Raw genomic sequence first — 17,972 nt, forward strand, 5'->3', positions numbered from 1 at the left:
GTTGATCGGGTGTGATCGAGGGTGGGGATATGCGTCGGCTGTCGCCGGATGCGCAGGAGGATCTTCGGCTGCGGGTGGTTGCGGCGCTGGAGTCGGGGCGGGTGGCGACGTACGGCCGGGCCGCGGAGATGTTCGGCGTGTCCGAAAGGTCGGTGGGCACCTGGTGGCGGGCCTTCAAGGCTGGTGGCAGGCCGGCGCTGCTGGCGGCGGAGCGTGAATCGCGGGCGGGGAAAGGCGAGTTGCTCGATAGCTGCGCACGCGGTGCGGTGTTGCGGGCGATGCGGGACTACACCCCGGCCGACCTGGGGCAGAACGGGGTGATGTGGACCCGTGCCTCGACGAGAGCCTTGATCCGGCTGGTGTGTGGGGTGTCGATGACGGAACAGGGGGTGGGCAAATGGCTGCGTCGGCATGGCTTCACGCCGCAGCGTCCCGCCCGCCGCTCCTACCGGCAGCAGCCCGCACAGGTGCGGGCCTGGCTGGAGGAGGAGTACCCGGCGATCGCCGCACGGGCCCGACGGGAGAAGGCCGAGCTGGTCTGGGCCGACCAGTGCGGCCTGCGGTCCGACACCGCTCCGCCCGGACGCTCCTGGGCCCCCGCCGGGCACACCCCGATCGTGCGGGTCAACGGCCGCCGCTTCAGGGTCAACATCATGTCCGCGGTCGCTTCGCGGGGCGCGCTGTGGTTCACCGTCTTCCCCGGGAAGTTCACCGCGAAGGTGTTCTGCGCGTTCCTGGACCGCCTCGCCGCGCAGGCCCGCCGGAAGGTTCATGTCATCGTCGACCGGCACCCGGTCCATCGCAGCAAGGCCGTCAAGGAGTGGCTCGTCGAGAACGCCGAGCGGATCGAGCTGCACCTGATGCCCGGCTACAGCCCTGAACTCAACCCCGACGAGCTGCTGAACGCCGACCTCAAACACCACATCCACGCGGCCCGCGCCACCTCGATCGACGACCTCGCCCGCGAAACCCGGCGCTTCCTACACCGCCGACAGCGCCAACCCCACATCGTGTCCGGCTACTTCCACGGCCGCCACGTCCGCTACACGATCCAGTAGGAAACCCATCAGTTTCGGCTCAATAAGTCCGATCTTCCTCGGTTCGTGATCGCTCGATCGTGGTACTGATCGCCGTACGAGCGGCCTGGTGGGCATGTCCATGTTGAGATGCGGGGTGTGAAGAGAGAGCCGTACCTCAGCGACTTATCGGACGAGCAGTGGTTGTTGATCGAGCCGATGATCACTGCCTGGAAGCAGGACCGGGTGGCGCGGTCGGCGACCGGCGATCCCGGTTCCTGTGACCTGAGGGAGGTCGTGAATGCGATCTTCTACCAGAACCGGACGGGCTGTCAGTGGCGCTACCTGCCGCATGATCTACCGGCCTGGTCGGCGGTGTTTTACTACTTCAGACTGTGGCGCGAGGACGGCCTCGACCAGCGGATCCAGGAACTCCTGCGCTGCCAGGTGCGCGAGAGAGCCCGGCGATTAGAGGACCCGTCCCTCGTGATCCTCGACACCCGGTCCGTGCGTGCGGCCGCGGGTGTCCCGAAGACCACGACGGGGCTGGACGCCAACAAGAAGGTGTCGGGGCGCAAGCGGGGACTGGCCGTGGATGTTCTGGGGCTGATCATCGGCGTCGTCGTCCTGGCTGCCTCGGCCCACGACAACGCCGCCGGCACCGCCCTGCTCGACCAGGCCGCCGAGCGGTGCGGGATGCGCCTGGAGAAGGCCCTGGTGGACCAGGGCTTCAAGGACGAAGTCGTCATCCACGGTGCGTTGATGGACATCGACGTCGAGGTCGTCCGCCGCAACCCCGCAGACCAGGGCAAAGACTTTGTCCCGCAGCCGAAGCGGTGGGTGGTGGAGCAGACGAACGGCACGCTGCTGCTGCACCGGCGTCTGGCCCGTGAGTACGACCACCGGCCCGACACCTCCGTCTCGCGCGTCTACTGGGCCTCCACCGCGAACATGACCCGCCGCCTCACCACACCGAGTCCCGCCTGGCGTGACTGCCTGGGACTGGCCGCGTGAACGTCGCCGAACTCCTCGCCGGCCTCCAGGCCCAGCACGACGAGGTCACCGCCCGAGCCGCAGAGCTACGCGGTCAGATCGAGCACTTGACCGCTGCCCTGCGCGAGACCGAGCCTCGACTCGCGGACCTGGACACCGCCCGGAAGGTCATCGCAGAGGTCGCGCCGGCAGGAGCCGAACCCGACCCGCCCGAGACGGGCACCGCCTACCAGGCCATCGTCAACGCCTTCAACCAGCACCCCGGCCAGGTGTTCAGAGCCCGTGAGCTGCACGAACTCCTCGGCATGCCCACCGACGAGGCATCCGTCAACGTCACCCGCAGCCGCCTCGGACGCCTCGTCCGCCAAGGCTTCCTCACCCAACCCGGACGAGGCCGCTACCAAAAACGGACTTAACGCCCACTGAGATCACGCAGAAACATGCGGGCGCCGCTTGCGGCGCTCGCCGTGAGCGTCGTGCTGGGAGGGTTCGGACCGGACCCGACCGTGGGGACCTCCCGGCCCTCCGGCGGCGCCCGCCGGGCCGGACGCCCAGCGCACCGCCGCCCTGGGAGCGGTGCGCGGCGAGATCAAACAGGGCGAAGTGTTCCTCCAGTGAGCTGAGCCTCCCGCCGCGCCCGGGCGGATGGCATGCTCACAACAACTTCCGGTCAGAGGCGAGACGGTCCGCTCGCATCGCCGACAGTCGCACCGTGATCGACACGAGGTGGGCCGGGCGGCACACGCCCGCCCGTTGTCCCGTCTCATTGGAGCTTGCTTCCGTGGGGCCTGCTGACCAGCGATGATGCTCCTTGGTGTGAGAGGAGAGCACGCCCGTGCCTCATCTCATCGTGCCCGCGCTGAGTAGATGCCGACGGCTGTCTCACTTCATCGTGTCTGTTGGTCTGGAGGACAGCCGCGGCGGGTCGGCTGACTGCTGATCGGTGATCTTCCTGGCCGTTGGGCCAGCCGATAGGTTCACCCCATGAGATCACCACAGGCAGATGTGCATCATTCGGCTTCGTCCTGGCGGCAGCCCGGCCCTCCGGCGGCCTCCGTCGAGCGCAGCATGCTGGTCGAAGAGATCTCCAAGCGCATCCTGAATCTCGGGCAGGGCCGTCTGCTCGTGGGGATTGACGGCTTCACCGCTGCTGGGAAGACGAGTTTCGGACATGAACTGGCTGAGTGGATCAGTGCAGCGGGGCGGCCCGTGCTCCGGGCGACTCTCGACGATTTCAAGAAGCCGTGGAGGGACCGGCATCTGTATGATCGGGAGTCTGGCGAGGGGTACTACCGCAACGCGTATGACTATGAGGCTGTCAAGCGCCTGCTGCTGGATCCCTGCCGGTCATCGGAAGCGACATCCTCCTGCGTGCTGTGCAGCATCGACCCGCTGACCCAACGAGATCACTCATCGGAAGCGACGCCACTTGCGGCGGACGCCGTGCTGATCGTGGATGGTGTCTTCGCGTTCCGACCTGAGATCAATGAGTACTGGAACTTCCGGATCTGGTTGCAGGTGGATGCGGAGCTGTCCGTTCGGCGAGGTGCCGAGCGTGACCAGAACTGGGCCGGGTCTGAAGCCGAGTCGATTCACCGCAACAGGTATCTGGTGGCCGAGGGCATCTATCTTCAGCGAGTCGACCCGCTGCCGATGATGGATGTTGTCATCGACAACTCGGCGTTCGCACGTCCGCAGATCGTGACACCGTGACGCCGGCATGGTGTTGACGGGTGGTCGAGTGAGCACAGGCAATGAGCATGCTGGCTGCCCCGCGGCTGTCAGTTCGCTGCTTTGGGTGTGATGTAGCGGTAGATCGTGGCGGGTGCCGGCTTGAAAGTGCGGGCGATCTTCGGGACGGGGGTGCCGGAGTCGTAGAGCTGCTGAGCCTGTTCGACCTGTTCAGGGGTGAGCCGTGGGGGTCGTCCGCCGTGCGTGCCGATCGTGTGCCGCTCCACAGCCGAAGGGGCGAGCACGTGCGAACGCGCCCTCGCCCGCGTGTGCGTCCACGCACCGGAGACCCGCCGGGGATACACGGCACAGCTCCTCCGGGCGATACGGCCGGCGCGCGTCGGCCGGGCAACTGGCGGCACGGCCGCTGCCGACCGCGCCGGCGCAGCCCGGTGTCGTCGCCCTGGTCGCCTTCACGCACGAGACCGATGACCGAATCCACCGCGGACAGGTAGCGGCATGGACCGTCGCTCCCGCATCGGACACGCGGCCCGATCGTCCGCGAGACAGCGACCGGAACACCATCAACTACGCTTACAGCAGCCGCATGACCCCTGTCCAGGACTCGGGGTAAGCCCCAGTGACGAGGCTGTGATGAGTGAACCCACGAAACCCAGGGTCGACGTTCCGGAGGGTGACGCTCCCACCGAGCTGACCATCCGGGACCTGGTCGTCGGGGACGGGGCCGAGGCGAAGCCGGGCATGGTGGTCAGAGTCCACTACGTCGGGGTGGCCTTCGAGTCCGGCAAGGAGTTCGACGCCTCCTGGGACCGGGGCGAGCCGTTCAAGTTCGCCGTGGGCGGTGGCAGGGTCATCAAGGGCTGGGACCGGGGGGTGAGAGGGATGAAGGTCGGCGGTCGGCGCGAGATCATCGTTCCCCCGCGTCTCGGCTACGGCAAGCAGTCACCCTCACCGTTGATCCCGGCGGGATCGACCCTGGTCTTCGTCGTGGACCTGCTGGACTCCTACTCCGGCACAGCCGGGTGGAGCAACGCGTAGAGAACGTCCTCCGCTCCTACGGCCGTCTGCTCGATGGCGGGCTACGGTCCGGGCGCGCGTGGGGCGTGTCCGGGCGACCGAGGCGGTCGGGCCGGCCCTTCCGGGGCATGCCGGTGGCGCAGCGGACGGGCGGGCTCGGTCACGTCTCCAGTCAAGCACCGCCCGCCCCCGGACGGGGTGCGTTCGACGGGACGGGACCCCCACGAGACCAACGGAATCCTGTTCCCCGCAGCGTGGTCAGGGCTGGCCGACACTCGGTCTTCCCGGTGCGGCGCCGGACCTTGGGTACCTGTCGGATTCGGGCTTCTCCTAGGCAAGGCCGCATATGATCAGCCGTTCGTCCGGAGCCCGGTGGAACGCGACGCGCGTGTGGTGTTCCGAGCCGCCCGCCGGCCCTGACGCATCCAGGCGATGACGTCGAACACCCGCAGGACGCCGATGTCCTCACCGATGCCCGCCTTGTCACGGAGACGGACCAGCCGGTCGTGGAAGGCGCCGTTGTCCGCGCGCAGTGCCGCAGCCGGCGCGGCCCAGAAGGAGTGGTCCGTCTTCGGTCGCTCGAAGAGCTGTTTGACGCGGATGTCACGCGGATGTCACGCGGATGTCGTAGACCGGGACGCGGTGAGGGCGCTTGCGGGCCGGCAGCTTGCCCGCGACCACCGGGCCGCTGCCGTCCGGCTGGCCGGGGGTGGGTGCTGTCGGCCAGTCGTGCCACAGCTCCCACGCGGGTCCGCCGTCCTCGATGAACGCGTCGCTTCCGGGGTGTTCCAACCGTGCGTCACGCGGGATGAGCGACAGCAGGCGTGCCCCGTGCCCTTCGGGGTCGGTCAGCAGATTGATCGCCCCGTGCGGCTTGAGGGACACGCTGAGCACGGTGACGGCCACCAGGTCGTCGCCGTCGAAGCGGTCCGCGCGGCATTCGGCGTCCCCTCCCCCGCCCAGACGCTCGAAGTACGCGCCGGAATAGAACGGGCCGCCGCCTGAGCGTCGTCGGGCGAAGCATTCGCACAGCAGACGCACGGCCTCTTCGTCGTCCCCGAAGATCTCCGGGATCTTCAGTTCGACCACCGAGAAGCCCGCCGGCACGCGCGTCCGTACGACGCCGTTCCGGGTGTCGGACCTCTTCTGGAACCGATCCGGGCATGGGCTCGCCAAGGACCCGGGCAGCCCGCGGGGGCGCCGTCGCAGAGGATGGCCGTGCGGGTGACTGAGGTACCCCCGGGGGGCTCCTGTCGCCCCGTGGAGCACTCTTCGTGCCAAGGGACCGCACTATGAACGCCCTCCGGCCGCCCCGAGGACGACCGGATACAGTGCGCGGGACCGCAGCCTGGTTGAGGAGGGGAAGCGTGACCCACACCGGCAACACCCGACCCGCGGACGGGGAAGCGCGAGCGTCGCGGCGGAGGCGACTGCAGAGGCTGCTGCGCTACGTCCCCCTGGTCGCCCCCGTCCTGCTGTGGGCCGTGCCCTGCTGGGTACTCCTTTACACCGGCCAGCGCTGGCCGGTGCCCGTCACCCTGGCCGGCACCGTCCTGTTCGCCCTCGCTCTCATCGGTATGCCGCTCGCGATGACGCGCGGCCACGGCCGGCGTCAGCGGGACCGGGCGGCGATCGTCGGTGACACGCTGCTGGGCGTCGGGTGGGTGATGTTCACCTGGTCCGTTCTGCTCGGTGTACCGCTGCGGCTCGTCCTGACCGTGGCCGGCGTCGGCGACGGTCAGGGACGGGCCCGAATCGTCACGTGGGCTGCCCTAGGTGTCACCTCCGTGCTCCTCGCCTGGGGATACGGCGAGGCCCGCCGCGTGCCGCGCGTGCGCCGGGTCGACGTGCAGCTCCCGCGGCTGGGGGCCGGTCTGGACGGTGTCCGCGTCGTCCTCATCACCGACACCCACTACGGCCCGCTCGACCGCGCACGCTGGTCGGCACGGGTATGCGAGACGGTGAACTCCCTGGAAGCCGACCTGGTCTGCCACACAGGCGACATCGCGGACGGAACGGCGGAACGCCGCCGGGCCCAGGCCGCCCCGCTCGGTACCGTGCGGGCGACCCGGGCCAGGGTCTACGTCACCGGAAACCACGAGTACTACAGCGAGGCCCAGGGCTGGGTCGACCTGATGGACGAACTGGGCTGGGAGCCGCTGCGCAACCGCCACCTGCTCCTCGAACGCGGAGGCGACACCCTCGTGGTAGCCGGTGTGGACGACGTCACCGCCGAATCCTCCGGCCTGGCCGGCCACCGCGCCCACCTCGCCGGAGCCCTCGACGGCGCCGACCCCGACCTGCCGGTCCTGCTCCTGGCCCACCAGCCCAAGTTCGTCGACCGGGCCGCGGCGGGCGGCGTCGACCTCCAGCTCTCCGGCCACACCCACGGCGGCCAGATCTGGCCCTTCCACCACCTCGTCCGCATCGACCAGCCCACCGTCGCCGGCCTCAGCCGCCACGGCTCCCGCACCCTCCTCTACACCAGCCGTGGCACGGGTTTCTGGGGCCCGCCGTTCCGCGTCTTCGCCCCCAGCGAGATCACCCTGCTCGTACTCCGCTCCCCGCGCCCCTCCTCCTGACCCCGTACGTCCCGTCTCGTTCCCGTCCACGTCCGGCCCGGCCGAGGGGCCACCACGGTCCACGGGTCAGACCTCGCGCCACCTGGCCTTTCCGGCGGAGAAGGCACCGAACCGCACCAGGCCCGACGCCACCGCCATCAGCAGCCGCGGTCCCGGAAGGTCTGGGCGAACGAGCGGAACGCGTCGTCCGTGCCCTTGGCCCGGCCCGGATCGGAGGTGACCGGCGCCTTCAGACCGAAGACGCCGACAGCGTGCGTGCCAGGGCGTGACCACCCGGTCAGGGGCCACCCGACAGGCAGAGGTGGACGATGCCCCAGCTGGTGATCTGGGTGAGGCAGAGGGCGGGCAGGACGGCACGTGGCCGCGTCCGGTCCCCTGCTCCGGGCGCGGCCACACCGGCCTGGGTGCCGGGCATGGTTCAGCAGCCTCCCCCGGACTCCGTCCGAGGGGACCCCAAGGAGGAGGTGGGGGTGCCGCTGAGGGTGAGGGTGTCCGGAGCGGCGCAGCAGCCGCCGGCCGCCTCGGCGGCCTCGGGCTCGTCGAAGAGACCCGCGCCACCGCACACGCCCGTCTCGGGGAGGGTGAGTTCGACGCGTTCCGCGGCTTCCTGGTCGCCGGCGAGTGCGGCGGCGATGGAGCGCACCTGCTCGTAGCCGGTCATCGCGAGGAAGGTGGGGGCGCGGCCGTAGGACTTCATGCCGACGAGGTAGACGTCCTTCTCCGGGTGGGAGAGCTCGTTCACACCGTGCGGGTAGACCGTGCCACAGGAGTGCTGGTTGGGGTCGATCAGCGGGGCGAGGGCGCTGGGGGCCTGGAGGCGTTCGTCGAGACCGAGACGCAGCTCGTCCAGGAGGCCGAGGTCGGGGCGGAAGCCCGTCAGGACGATGGCCTCGTCGACCGGGCGCAGGCGGCGGCCGTCCTCGGCGACGAGGATCAGGCGGCCATCGTCGTCGCGTTCGACGGCGTCCGTGCGGAATCCGGTGACGGCGTCCACGTGGCCGTCGTCGACGGCCTTCTTCGCGGCCAGGCCGAGAGCGCCGCGGGCGGGGAGCTGGTCGGCTTCGCCGCCGCCGAAGGTGGAACCGGAGACGCCGCGGCGCAGGATCCAGGAGGTGTGCGTGCCGCGGCCGTCCTCTGACATGGCGAGCCGGGCGAGTTGGGCGAGGGCGGTGAAGGCGGAAGCGCCCGAGCCGATGACCGCGATCCGCTTGCCCGCGTACCGGGCGCGGACGGCGGGGTCATCGAGGTGGGGGACGCGGTAGGTGATGCGCTCCGCGGCCTTCCTCTCGCCGAGGGCGGCCAGTCCGCTGCCGCCTGCGGGGCTGGGAGTGGACCAGGTGCCGGAGGCGTCGATCACCGCGCGGGCGAAGAGCCGGTGCTCGCGGCCGTCGGTGGTCTCGTACCGGACGACGAAGGGCTGGGCGGCGCGATCGGCGTCCACGACGCGGTCCCGGCCGGCGCGGGAGACGCCGGTGACGCGGGCGTCGTAGCGGACCCGGTCGCCGAGGGTGTCGGCGAGGGGCTGGAGGTAGCCGTCGGCCCAGTCCCCGCCGGAGGGGTAGGTGCCCTCGGCGGGCTTGGTCCAGCCGGTCGGGGCCAGGAGCTTCTCGGCGGCCGGGTCGACGAGCTCACCCCAGCGGGAGAACAGCCGTACGTGCGCCCACTGACGAACGGCGGCTCCGGCGGTGGGGCCGGCCTCCAGGACGAGGGGTTCGACACTGCGGTCGAGGAGGTGGGCTGCGGCGGCGAGACCGATCGGGCCGGCCCCGATGACGACGACGGGCAGATCGGTGGTGGCGGGCGCGTTCACGATCGACTCCCCCTTTGTTTCGATGTTTGTCTATGGCTTGCGCCGTCAGCATGGCACCTGTTTCGACATGCGTCAACATAGACATCTATCGAATCGCATCGAATCGAGACTCGCCACGGAACAGAGAAGCGGACGCCACCGCCACCCCAGGAGACCGGGCCGACCTCACCGCCGCCCGCCTGTGTCGCACCTGCCCCCCGCCCATTGGTTCGACATGTGTCAACATAGATATATGTCGAACGCGAAGGTTCTGCCGCTCCTGGACTCCGACGTCGTGACACCCTGCTGCCCGCCGCTGAACGAAGGCCCCATGTCCGCGGGGGAGGCCGAGGTGGCGGCGATGATGTTCAAGGCCCTCGGCGACCCCGTACGCCTGCGACTGTTCTCCGCCGTCGCCTGCCACGAGGGCGGCGAGGCGTGTGTGTGCGACATTTCGGATGTCGGTGTCTCCCAGCCGACCGTCTCCCACCATCTCAAGAAGCTCAAGGAGGCCGGGCTGCTGTCCTCCGAGCGCCGCGGGACCTGGGTCTACTACCGCGTCGAACCCGCCGTCCTCGCCTCCATGGGCGCGCTGCTGTCCGGCGCCGCGAAGACCGCGTGAGCGGCGCGAGCGGCGTACGGATCGAGGCACTGGCGCCCGAGCATGCCGCGCAGGTGCTGGGCATCTATCAGGCGGGGATCGACGGGGGCGACGCGACCTTCGAGACGAGGGCCCCCGACTGGGCCGCTTTCGACGGGGCGAGGCTGCCCGGCCACCGGTTCGTCGCCCTGGACGGCTGCGGCCGGGTGGTGGGCTGGGTCGCGGTGAGCGCCGTATCCGAACGGTGCGCGTACGCGGGTGTGGTCGAGCACTCCGTGTACGTCCACCCCGACGCCCACGGCCGCGGGATCGCGGCCGCCTTGCTGCAGGCGCTGATCGGCTCGACGGAGGCCGCCGGGATCTGGACCGTCCAGTCCGGGATCTTCCCCGAGAACACCGCCAGCCTCGCCCTCCACGCACGCGCCGGCTTCCGGGTCATCGGCACCCGTGAACGCGTCGGCCGCCGCGACGGCGTGTGGCGGGACGTGGTCCTGCTGGAACGCCGGAGCCCTCTGATCGAGTGAACGAAAGCCGGTGGCCGCCCTGCCCCGGAGAGGGAGGTGCGCCGGCATTCCGCGGGTGAGTCTCGGCGGACCCGGTCGTGACGGATCTGAGAGCCTGCCGGCCGAAAGCCACCCGACAGGCTCTGAGCCGGCCGAAAGCGTCCGACCTGGGCGCGTGCGCGGGTCGGACGCTTTCGGCCGGCGAGGCCGTGCCCGTCAGCGGTGGTGGGCGGAGGCGGTCACGTCCGCGGGCGTCTCCACCGGGCGGCGTGGCCGGGTCAGCGCGATGGCGCGCCGGAAGGAGCCGTGCCGCGCGATCTCCTGCGCCGTCAGCCGGAGCGCTTCCTGGAAGTCGCCCATCGTGCGGCGGGCCGCCGGGGTGTCGACGTACAGGGAGTTCATGTGGATCCCGTCGGCGTCCCGCTGGAACCACGAGCAGGCGCCGTTGGCGCGAGCGGACCACACGTGACTGGCGGGCCGCCACCCGGCGTGCCGCTCGGCACCCCGGCACTTGCGCATGTCGATGTACGAGAAGAAGTTCACCGGGTACGGCCAGGCGCGCGCCGCGAACTCCTCGGGTGCCAGCAGCTCCCACGCCCGGACGAACGGTACGTCGACATGGCCGATCATCTCTGTGAACCCCGTCCGGACCGATGCCATGACCTCGGCGAAGTCCCGGCCGGAAGAAGCGTCGAACTCGATGGGCATGGTGTTGACGAACCAGCCGACCGAGTCCTCCCAGACACCCCGGCCGCGCTCACTGACCGGCATGAACCCGCGGTAGACGCCCGGCCCGCCCGCCTCCCGCAAGCAGACGGCGACGGCGGCGAGCACTCCCATGAAGGGCTTCCCGCCGGTCTCCAGACAGGTCTTCTCGAACACTTCGGCCTCCGCGGCGTCCAGCAGCACGGATGCCTCGTTGACGATCGGGTACATCCGGCCCGGCTCCACACCCAGGTCGAGCGGGAAGCGCGGGAAGAACGTCCCGCCGCGACGGACGAACTCCTTCCAGTAGGCGAGGCGTTCGTCGTCCGCGCCGATGGCCAGGTAGCGTCCGCGCTGCTCCTCGGCGAAGTCGAGGTAGCTCGGCGCGGTGTCGGGCAGTCCGGGGCGCTCACCACGGCACAGCGCTTCGTAGGACGTCAGCACCTCCCGGACGACGATCGGCATCGACATGCCGTCGCAGACGATGTGGTCGAAGGCGAGATAGACCGTGGCGGAGTCCTCGCGGACCACCGCGCCCATGGTGAACAGCGGCCACGACAGCGTGTCGATGCTGCGCTTGAACCTTTCGAGGAGGAAGTCGTTCAACGGCCCGGAGTCCTCGAACTCGCCCGCCGGCTCGACGTCGAGGGAGAGTGAAGCAGGGTCGAACGGCGCGCACGCGACCTCCCCGGCCAGGCGGCGGAAGGCACAACGCAACACCTCGTGCCGTTTGACGAACGCCAGCAGCGACTCGCCCAGGGCCGCCTCGTCGAGTCGACCGGCCACCTCGAAGGTGACCGCGAGCCAGGACGCCACGGGGTCGTCGGCGGCGCGGCTCTCCTCCGCTACGGTGAAGTGCTTGTCCTGGTTGAAGGACGCCTTCCTGCCCGCCGAGCCGACCGGTTCGTCCGCCTCCGGCACCGCGACCCGCAAGCGCCACTCGACCACCCGCCCAGCTGCCACCTCACGCATTTCCAGAGGAAACTGCCGCATGCCGCCATCCCTTCGCCCCCAGGTCACCCCTCGGCCCCTCAACGACCCCCGGGGCGGAGAAGTGACGCGGCGGGGATTCGTCCATGTGATCACCCCGCCGGCCGAGGACGGACGCGTCGTGCACGGCGCGCGGCGACGCGGGGAACCCGGGGAGGAAGGCGAGGTGTCGTGACGCGACGGGACGACCTCCGCGGGACGGCCGTCGGGCTGAACCCGCTGCGGAAGCGCGCCCTGGCCCGGGAGGCCGCGCGTGCACGGCACCTCCTCACCGCCGGGGAGTGGCGCCCCGCCCCGTCGGACTCCGCGGCGGCGGCCGTCCTCGCACGCCTCGCCGCCCCGCTCCCGACCCGGCGGGCGGCGACCCGCGAAGTCCCGAACCGACCGGGCTAGCGGACGGAGCCCCGGTCGCCGCCCGCGGTCTCACGGGCCAGGACGGCGGGCTTGCCGGACAGCGAGCGGGCCACGATCCTCCCCAGTCCGGGCAGCCCGGACAGTCGCATGGCCGCACGCCTGACGTGCAGGCGCGATGCCGATGTGGGCAGGAACCACTCGGCGGCCGCCCGGCCGGCCGCCTGCTTCTCCTCGGCCACGGGACGCCAGCGCTCCTCGTAGGCGGCGAGCCCCGCCTCCACGGATGACGCGTGCCCGAGCTCCTCGGCCAGGACGTAGGCCCCCGCGACCCCGAGCGAGGCGCCCTGGCCCGCGAGCAGGGACACCGCGTAGGCGGCGTCCCCGACCAGCACGGTGCGACCCCGGCTCCAGCGGTCCATCACGACCTGTGCCACCTGGTCGTAGTACACCTCGCCGCTGGGCGGGCACTGGCTCAAGGCGCGCGGGACGACCCAGCCGAGGCCCGCGTAGGCGTGGCGTACCGCCTCCCGGGTGTCCGGGGGCAGGTCTCCGTGCTCGGCCCGGTGCACGCCGAAGGCCGCGACCCGTCCGTCACGCAGACCGTAGAGGCCCATCTGGCGGTCGACGGTGTCCGTCAGACAGAAACGGTCCCGCACCTGCCCGAAGATCTCCGGATCGTCGAAGACGTAGGCGGTGGTGTGGAATCCCCGGAACCTCAGGAAGTCCGCCTCGTCGCCGAAGACCAGCCGGCGCACGGTGGAGTGCACGCCGTCGGCGCCGACCAGGAGGTCGGCACGTTCGACACCTCCGTCGACGAGGGATACCAGGACCCCGTCCGGGGTCTCCTCGACGCCGGCCGGCCCCGTGCCGAACCGCAGCTCCACCCCAGGCGGAAGCGCGTCGCGCAGAGCCTGTTCCAGATCGGGCCGCATGAGGCTCAGGAGTCTGCCGCCGACGGCCTGGGAGAACCGCGTGTAGTCCAGACCCGCCCGGCGGCGGCCGTGCTCGTCGACGAAGCTCGCCTCGTCGATCCGGTAGGCCCTTTCCTTCAGGTTCGGGAGGAGCCCCATGGCCTCGGCCGAGTCGTACCCGGGCCCGAAGAAGTCGACCATGTACCCCTGGGTTCGGGGTCCGGGTGCCTTCTCCAGCACCACGACGTCCCAGCCCAGGGCGTCCAGACGCCGCGCGAGGGCGAGCCCCGCGATCCCCGCCCCGCAGACCACTGCCTTCATTCCGTGTCACCCGCTTCCTCGGCGGCGAGTCCCCCGCCGTATACGGCCATTACTTCCGGCGTCCAGCGTTCGAGCCCGGCCGCGGAGAGCGGATCGACCCCGAGGACCTCGGTCAGCCGCGGGCGCAGGAGCAACAGCGCGAGGTCGTTGACGAGCAGGAAAGCGGCCCGCACGTGTGGATCCCGGCCGCGCACCGCCTGTCCGGCCCGTGCCATCTCCTCCAGCGTCCGCAGACTGAGCTGGTGGAGCCGCTGGAAGAGGGCTCGGGCGGCCTCGGATTCGGACAGCAGCAGCCGTCCCAGGTAGGCCGGGATCGGCGAGCCCTCGGGCAGGTGGCGCAGTACCGCCTCACCGAGTGAACGTGCCTGTCCCGCTCCTGGTTCGCCTTGCTCCGGTGCCCGCACGGCCGCCTCGGAGACGACCGCCTCGAAGACGGACAGCACGTGCCGGTCGATGTCCTGTCGTAGCCCGTCCTTCGAGCCGAAGTGGTGCAGCACGAGCCCCGGGGACACTCCGGCGGCCTGGGCGATCTGACGCACGGACACCGCGTCCGGCCCCGACTCCGCGAAGAGCCGGAGCGCCTCGTCGCGCATCACGGCCCGGCTCGTCCGGTCGTCGCCATCTCTCATCACTGAACGCATGTTCAAAACATTAAACGATCGTTCAGCAGGGAGCAAGTGCGGCGACCGCGCCCCTCGCCCGCTCCCCTCATCCGGCCGAGGTCCTGGCGTTCATCCGTCGGCCACCGGACGAACCTCGGCGCATCACCGGACGGCAGAACGGAGAGGCTACGTTCCGTGACGCCCTCGTTCCGCAAGCGAAAGGGTTTCGCATGCTTCACCGGAAGGCCACCGCGGTGGCCCTCGTCGGCGTCCTCGCCTCAGCCGCCCTGGCCACACTGGCCCTCACGGACCTCACCCCCACGGCCTCGGCCGCCGGCACCGCGTTCAGCCCGAGCGCGGACACCTACGTCGACAGCGGCAAGGCCGGTACCAACTACGGCACTTCGCACCAGCTCGGCGTGGATCACAGCCCGGTCAAGCAGATGTTCCTGAAGTTCACCGTCTCCGGCGTCAGCCAGCCGGTGACCCGCGCGACACTGCGGATGCACGTCGACGACGTGTCGGGCGCGCAGAGCGGCAACGGCGGCACCTTCCAGGCGATGTCGAACACCACCTGGTCCGAGACCTCCGTGACGTACAACAACAAGCCCTCCGTCGACGGCGCCGTACTCGGTTCCCTGGGCGCCGTGAGCCGCAACACCTGGTACGAGGTCGACGTGACCTCGTACGTCACGGGCAACGGCACGTACAGCGTCGGCGTCACCTCCACCAGCAGTGACGGCGCCGACTACGACTCGCGCGAGTCCGGGGCCACCGCCCCGCAACTGCTCGTCGAGACCGGCTCCTCGCCCACGCCGACCCCTTCCACCTCCACCACCCCGCCCTCCGGCGACCCGGTCCTGGTCGGCGCCGGCGACATAGCCACCTCCGGCTCCGGCGACAGCGCGACCGCGAACCTGCTCGACGGCATCCCCGGCACGGTGTTCACGACCGGCGACAACGCCTATCCCGACGGCACGGCCTCCGACTTCGCGAACTACTACGACCCGACATGGGGCCGCCACAAGGCACGCACCAGGCCGGCGCCGGGCAACCACGACTACCACACGTCCGGCGCGTCCGCGTACTACAGCTACTTCGGAGCCAACGCGGGTACGGCGGGCAAGGGTTACTACTCCTACGACCTCGGCAACTGGCACGTGGTCTCGCTCAACTCCGAGGTCGGCATGTCCGTGGGCTCCGCCCAGGAGCAGTGGCTGCGCGCCGACCTGGCCGCCAGCACCAAGCCGTGCACCGTCGCCTACTGGCACAAGCCGCGGTGGACGTCGAGTTCGAGCCACGGGCCCGACGCCTCCACCGGACCCCTGGTGCAGGCGCTGTACGACCACGACGCCGAGCTGATCCTCACGGGCCACAACCACCAGTACGAGCGCTTCGCCCCGCAGAACCCGAGCGGGCAGCTCGACGCCACCCACGGCATCCGGCAGTTCGTCGCCGGGATGGGCGGTGCCAGCCACTACGGATTCGGCACCATCCAGGCCAACAGCGAAGCACGCAACAGCGACACCCACGGCGTGCTGAAGCTGACCCTGCACGCCGGCGGCTACGACTGGGAGTTCGTCCCCGAGGCGGGCAAGACGTACAACGACAGCGGCACCGGCACCTGTCACTGAGCCCTCCCCTCGCGCCGGGAGCCGCCGCCGTCCCCACGCACGGCCGGCGGCGGCCTCCGGCCCTCCTCACCGGAGGTCGTACCCCCGTGGACCTCTCCACCATCGGCAGGACCGCCCGGTCGGCCGGCCACGCGCCGGCCAAACTCGGTCTCGTGACAGCGGGCGCCGCCTGCCTCCTCGGCTCGTCCGTGCTGTTCGGACTGGCCTGGCAGGCATGGGGGCCCGCCGCCGCGAGTCGCGGGGCCGCCGTCGGTGCCGTCCTGGCGGCCGTGGCCACCGCCGTGTTCCTCTCCCCGCGCCCCGACGGGCGAGGCGGTACGGACGGCGGCACCGGACCGACCGCGCACCGAGCCCCCGGAGTCGCCTCGTGACCGGCATCACCCAGCGCGCCAGAATCCTGGTCCTCGCCGTCGCCACGCTTCTGCTCGCCGCCCTGGCCACCGTCACGCTCCTCCGCGCCCGGCAGGCCGGAGTCCAGGGATCGCCCGGCGACGTTCCCCGCGCGCCCGCCGCCGCCGTCGGGGACGACGGCCTTCGTGCCGGGCCGCGGCTGACGGTGCTGAGCGACGGGCTGCTCTCCTCGGTGTCCATCACCGATCCCTCAGGGCCGCGCGACGTCACCTCGCAACGGTGCGACCGCGCCTACACGGCGGGCGGTACCACCGCCTGCCTGACGCCGGTGGGGGCGCTCGGGACCACCCGGCTCCTGGTCCTCGACCCGGACCTGCGCACCCGGCGCAGCGTCACCCTGACCGGGTTCCCCAACCGCACCAGAGTGTCCGCCGACGGACGCATGGTCGCGTGGACGCTGTTCGTCGGCGGGCACTCGTACTCCGGTGGAGGGTTCTCGACCCGGACCGGCATCCTCGACACGCGCAGCGGTGAGCTGACCGGTTCCCTGGAGGTCTTCACGGTACTGCGGGACGGCCGCCGCTACCGTGCCCCGGACGTCAACATCTGGGGCGTGACCTTCGCCGCGGACGACGACCGTTTCTACGCGACGCTCTCCAGTTCCGGCACCCGCTCCCTGGTCGAGGGGAGCGTGTCGGCCAGGACGCTGAGGATCCTGACGGAGAACGTCGAGTGCCCGTCGCTGTCACCCGACGGGACACGGGTCGCCTTCAAACAGGCCGTCGACGCCGACCCCGCCAAGGGATGGCGGCTGTCCGTGCTCGACCTGACCACACTCCACCGCACCGGACTAGCGGAGACCCGGTCGGTGGACGACCAGGCGGCCTGGCTCGACGACGGGACGGTGGCCTACGCCATCCAGCGCAGCGACGGCGTCGACGACGTGTGGACGGTACCCGCCGACGGCACCGGCGCCCCGCGTCTCCTGGTCAGCGGAGCCGTCTCGCCCTCCCCGCCGGTGGCGAGCGCCCTCGGGCACGGAACCCGCGCGGATGCCGTACCCGAAGGCGACGGTGTTGATCCTTCCGGGTGAGCGCGGCGCCCGCCGTCGGCGCGTCGGACGCGGCCCCTCCTACCGTGTTCGGCATGGAGAACACCCGATCGTCCCCGTCGGCGCGGCCACCCGGGCCGTTCCGCACGAGGGCGCCCTCCGCGCTCCTCGCCGGCGGACGCACGGTCCGCGAGGTGCGCGTCGGCTGATCCCACACGAAGGCGAAGGGCAACCCCACTGCCCGGCCGCGACGCGACGCGTGCCTCGCCGCCCGGCTCACCCCGGCCCGTCCCGACGGAGTACACCCCCTCGTTCTCGAAGGACCCTTGTATGCGTACCGGTTCCGGATTCGCCCGTGTCGCCGTGTCCCTCCTCGGCGCCCTCGTCCCGATCCTCACCGGCTGCGCGGGGCCACCGGCCGCGTCCGGCGCCGACGCGTCCGCACTCGCGCACGCCGCCGGCGCCCGGGTGGGTGCCTCGCGCTCGCCGTCCCAGGTGACCGAGGAACAGTACCGAGCGGCGTTCACCGCCTACGCGGACTGCATGCGGGAGAAGGGGTTCCCGTTGCGGATCACCACCGACGCGGGCCCGCTCGTGCGGTACGGCGTCCCCGAGGGCGCGACGGATTCGGGCGCCGACGCGTCCTGCTACGCCGCGTTCCTGCCCGTCGACCGGGGATGGCACGCCGTGAACGAACGCCCCGAGGACCGCGCCGCACGGATCCGCGCCTGTCTCGAGGCGCACGGCGTCAAGGCACCCCTGTCGATCCGGAGGGCCGAGGCGCTGATGGACGAACACCACCTCACGGACGTCTGCACCTTCGCGTAGACGTTCCCGGCCGGGGCCGGGCGGCTCGACCA

Annotated in this window: 21 protein-coding genes; 13 read left to right on the plus strand and 8 right to left on the minus strand. The window is 70.9% G+C overall.

Going from position 1 to position 17,972, the window contains the following annotated elements:
• Positions 1-29 precede the first annotated feature (29 nt).
• The 4 genes from OG393_RS01365 (at position 30) to OG393_RS01380 (ending at position 3,722) form a co-directional block, all read left to right on the plus strand.
• A complete protein-coding gene (locus OG393_RS01365; RefSeq protein ID WP_327372647.1) occupies positions 30-1,058 on the plus strand; it encodes an IS630 family transposase in 1,029 nt (342 codons plus the stop codon).
• A gap of 117 nt (positions 1,059-1,175) precedes the next feature.
• Complete coding sequence (locus OG393_RS01370) at positions 1,176-2,030, plus strand: IS5 family transposase (protein WP_442817243.1); 855 nt, start codon at positions 1,176-1,178, stop codon at positions 2,028-2,030.
• Positions 2,027-2,425, plus strand: coding sequence for a hypothetical protein (locus tag OG393_RS01375; RefSeq protein ID WP_327372649.1), 399 nt, complete (start codon positions 2,027-2,029; stop codon positions 2,423-2,425). Before OG393_RS01370 ends, OG393_RS01375 begins: the two co-directional genes overlap by 4 nt.
• A gap of 568 nt (positions 2,426-2,993) precedes the next feature.
• On the plus strand, positions 2,994-3,722 hold the full coding sequence (locus tag OG393_RS01380; RefSeq protein ID WP_327372650.1) for a uridine kinase: 729 nt from the start codon (positions 2,994-2,996) through the stop codon (positions 3,720-3,722).
• A 68-nt stretch (positions 3,723-3,790) separates the two neighbouring features.
• Here OG393_RS01380 and OG393_RS01385 read toward each other — a convergent pair whose 3' ends face one another.
• Positions 3,791-3,967 (minus strand): helix-turn-helix domain-containing protein, encoded by a 177-nt coding sequence (locus OG393_RS01385; protein ID WP_327372651.1) that lies wholly within the window; start codon positions 3,965-3,967, stop codon positions 3,791-3,793.
• A gap of 367 nt (positions 3,968-4,334) precedes the next feature.
• Here OG393_RS01385 and OG393_RS01390 point away from each other — a divergent pair, with 367 nt between their 5' ends.
• Positions 4,335-4,739: an FKBP-type peptidyl-prolyl cis-trans isomerase gene (locus OG393_RS01390; RefSeq protein WP_327372652.1), complete on the plus strand. Its 405-nt coding sequence runs from the start codon at positions 4,335-4,337 to the stop codon at positions 4,737-4,739.
• A 329-nt stretch (positions 4,740-5,068) separates the two neighbouring features.
• Here OG393_RS01390 and OG393_RS01395 read toward each other — a convergent pair whose 3' ends face one another.
• Positions 5,069-5,320 carry a DUF6308 family protein gene (locus OG393_RS01395; RefSeq protein WP_327378273.1) on the minus strand — a complete coding sequence of 84 codons (252 nt, stop codon included), beginning with the start codon at positions 5,318-5,320 and terminating at the stop codon, positions 5,069-5,071.
• Position 5,321: 1 nt separating this feature from the next.
• Positions 5,322-5,825 carry a DUF6308 family protein gene (locus OG393_RS01400; protein WP_327372653.1) on the minus strand — a complete coding sequence of 168 codons (504 nt, stop codon included), beginning with the start codon at positions 5,823-5,825 and terminating at the stop codon, positions 5,322-5,324.
• 260 nt (positions 5,826-6,085) lie between these two features.
• On the opposite strand from OG393_RS01400, the gene OG393_RS01405 reads away from it, so the two are divergent.
• Positions 6,086-7,300, plus strand: coding sequence for a metallophosphoesterase (locus tag OG393_RS01405; protein WP_327372654.1), 1,215 nt, complete (start codon positions 6,086-6,088; stop codon positions 7,298-7,300).
• Between the two features lie 277 nt (positions 7,301-7,577).
• Here the strand turns inward: OG393_RS01405 and OG393_RS01410 are convergent, their stop codons facing one another.
• Both OG393_RS01410 and OG393_RS01415 read right to left on the minus strand, forming a co-directional pair.
• The gene (locus tag OG393_RS01410; RefSeq protein ID WP_327378622.1) at positions 7,578-7,715 is read right to left on the minus strand and encodes a hypothetical protein; all 138 of its coding nucleotides are present in this window, start codon (positions 7,713-7,715) and stop codon (positions 7,578-7,580) included.
• Positions 7,716-7,718: 3 nt separating this feature from the next.
• On the minus strand, positions 7,719-9,110 hold the full coding sequence (locus OG393_RS01415; protein WP_327372655.1) for an NAD(P)-binding domain-containing protein: 1,392 nt from the start codon (positions 9,108-9,110) through the stop codon (positions 7,719-7,721).
• A 232-nt stretch (positions 9,111-9,342) separates the two neighbouring features.
• Between OG393_RS01415 and OG393_RS01420 the strand changes: the two genes are divergently transcribed.
• Both OG393_RS01420 and OG393_RS01425 read left to right on the plus strand, forming a co-directional pair.
• A complete protein-coding gene (locus OG393_RS01420) occupies positions 9,343-9,711 on the plus strand; it encodes an ArsR/SmtB family transcription factor (RefSeq protein WP_327372656.1) in 369 nt (122 codons plus the stop codon).
• Positions 9,708-10,214 carry a GNAT family N-acetyltransferase gene (locus OG393_RS01425; RefSeq protein WP_327372657.1) on the plus strand — a complete coding sequence of 169 codons (507 nt, stop codon included), beginning with the start codon at positions 9,708-9,710 and terminating at the stop codon, positions 10,212-10,214. The genes OG393_RS01420 and OG393_RS01425 overlap by 4 nt, the downstream gene beginning before the upstream one ends.
• Positions 10,215-10,409: 195 nt before the next feature.
• On the opposite strand, the gene OG393_RS01430 is transcribed toward OG393_RS01425, so the two are convergent.
• Positions 10,410-11,891, minus strand: coding sequence for a condensation domain-containing protein (locus OG393_RS01430; protein ID WP_327372658.1), 1,482 nt, complete (start codon positions 11,889-11,891; stop codon positions 10,410-10,412).
• Positions 11,892-12,059: 168 nt separating this feature from the next.
• Here OG393_RS01430 and OG393_RS01435 point away from each other — a divergent pair, with 168 nt between their 5' ends.
• Entirely contained in the window at positions 12,060-12,281 is a 222-nt protein-coding gene (locus tag OG393_RS01435) for a hypothetical protein (RefSeq protein WP_327372659.1), read from the plus strand.
• Here the strand turns inward: OG393_RS01435 and OG393_RS01440 are convergent.
• Positions 12,278-13,474: an FAD-dependent oxidoreductase gene (locus tag OG393_RS01440; protein ID WP_327372661.1), complete on the minus strand. Its 1,197-nt coding sequence runs from the start codon at positions 13,472-13,474 to the stop codon at positions 12,278-12,280. The genes OG393_RS01435 and OG393_RS01440 overlap by 4 nt on opposite strands.
• A complete protein-coding gene (locus OG393_RS01445; protein ID WP_327372662.1) occupies positions 13,471-14,115 on the minus strand; it encodes a TetR/AcrR family transcriptional regulator in 645 nt (214 codons plus the stop codon). Before OG393_RS01445 ends, OG393_RS01440 begins: the two co-directional genes overlap by 4 nt.
• Before the next feature lie 191 nt (positions 14,116-14,306).
• Between OG393_RS01445 and OG393_RS01450 the strand changes: the two genes are divergently transcribed.
• The 4 genes from OG393_RS01450 (at position 14,307) to OG393_RS01465 (ending at position 17,940) form a co-directional block, all read left to right on the plus strand.
• Positions 14,307-15,710 carry a CBM96 family carbohydrate-binding protein gene (locus OG393_RS01450; protein WP_327372663.1) on the plus strand — a complete coding sequence of 468 codons (1,404 nt, stop codon included), beginning with the start codon at positions 14,307-14,309 and terminating at the stop codon, positions 15,708-15,710.
• An 86-nt stretch (positions 15,711-15,796) separates the two neighbouring features.
• Positions 15,797-16,081, plus strand: coding sequence for a hypothetical protein (locus tag OG393_RS01455; protein ID WP_327372664.1), 285 nt, complete (start codon positions 15,797-15,799; stop codon positions 16,079-16,081).
• Positions 16,078-17,154: a hypothetical protein gene (locus tag OG393_RS01460; RefSeq protein WP_327372665.1), complete on the plus strand. Its 1,077-nt coding sequence runs from the start codon at positions 16,078-16,080 to the stop codon at positions 17,152-17,154. The genes OG393_RS01455 and OG393_RS01460 overlap by 4 nt, the downstream gene beginning before the upstream one ends.
• 288 nt (positions 17,155-17,442) lie before the next feature.
• Positions 17,443-17,940 carry a hypothetical protein gene (locus OG393_RS01465; RefSeq protein WP_327372666.1) on the plus strand — a complete coding sequence of 166 codons (498 nt, stop codon included), beginning with the start codon at positions 17,443-17,445 and terminating at the stop codon, positions 17,938-17,940.
• Positions 17,941-17,972 lie beyond the last annotated feature (32 nt).

It is taken from the genome of Streptomyces sp. NBC_01216 (genome assembly GCF_035994945.1).
Taxonomy (GTDB): domain Bacteria; phylum Actinomycetota; class Actinomycetes; order Streptomycetales; family Streptomycetaceae; genus Streptomyces.

Bases quoted from the DNA above. Each gene is read 5' to 3' on its own strand.
- OG393_RS01420 (WP_327372656.1), top strand. From the start codon at position 9,343: ATGTCGAACGCGAAGGTTCTGCCGCTCCTGGACTCCGACGTCGTGACA.
- OG393_RS01390 (WP_327372652.1), top strand. From the start codon at position 4,335: ATGAGTGAACCCACGAAACCCAGGGTCGACGTTCCGGAGGGTGACGCT.
- OG393_RS01365 (WP_327372647.1), top strand. From the start codon at position 30: ATGCGTCGGCTGTCGCCGGATGCGCAGGAGGATCTTCGGCTGCGGGTG.
- OG393_RS01440 (WP_327372661.1), bottom strand. From the start codon at position 13,474: ATGAAGGCAGTGGTCTGCGGGGCGGGGATCGCGGGGCTCGCCCTCGCG.
- OG393_RS01465 (WP_327372666.1), top strand. From the start codon at position 17,443: ATGCGTACCGGTTCCGGATTCGCCCGTGTCGCCGTGTCCCTCCTCGGC.
- OG393_RS01430 (WP_327372658.1), bottom strand. From the start codon at position 11,891: ATGCGGCAGTTTCCTCTGGAAATGCGTGAGGTGGCAGCTGGGCGGGTG.
- OG393_RS01410 (WP_327378622.1), bottom strand. From the start codon at position 7,715: ATGCCCGGCACCCAGGCCGGTGTGGCCGCGCCCGGAGCAGGGGACCGG.
- OG393_RS01380 (WP_327372650.1), top strand. From the start codon at position 2,994: ATGAGATCACCACAGGCAGATGTGCATCATTCGGCTTCGTCCTGGCGG.
- OG393_RS01445 (WP_327372662.1), bottom strand. From the start codon at position 14,115: ATGCGTTCAGTGATGAGAGATGGCGACGACCGGACGAGCCGGGCCGTG.
- OG393_RS01450 (WP_327372663.1), top strand. From the start codon at position 14,307: ATGCTTCACCGGAAGGCCACCGCGGTGGCCCTCGTCGGCGTCCTCGCC.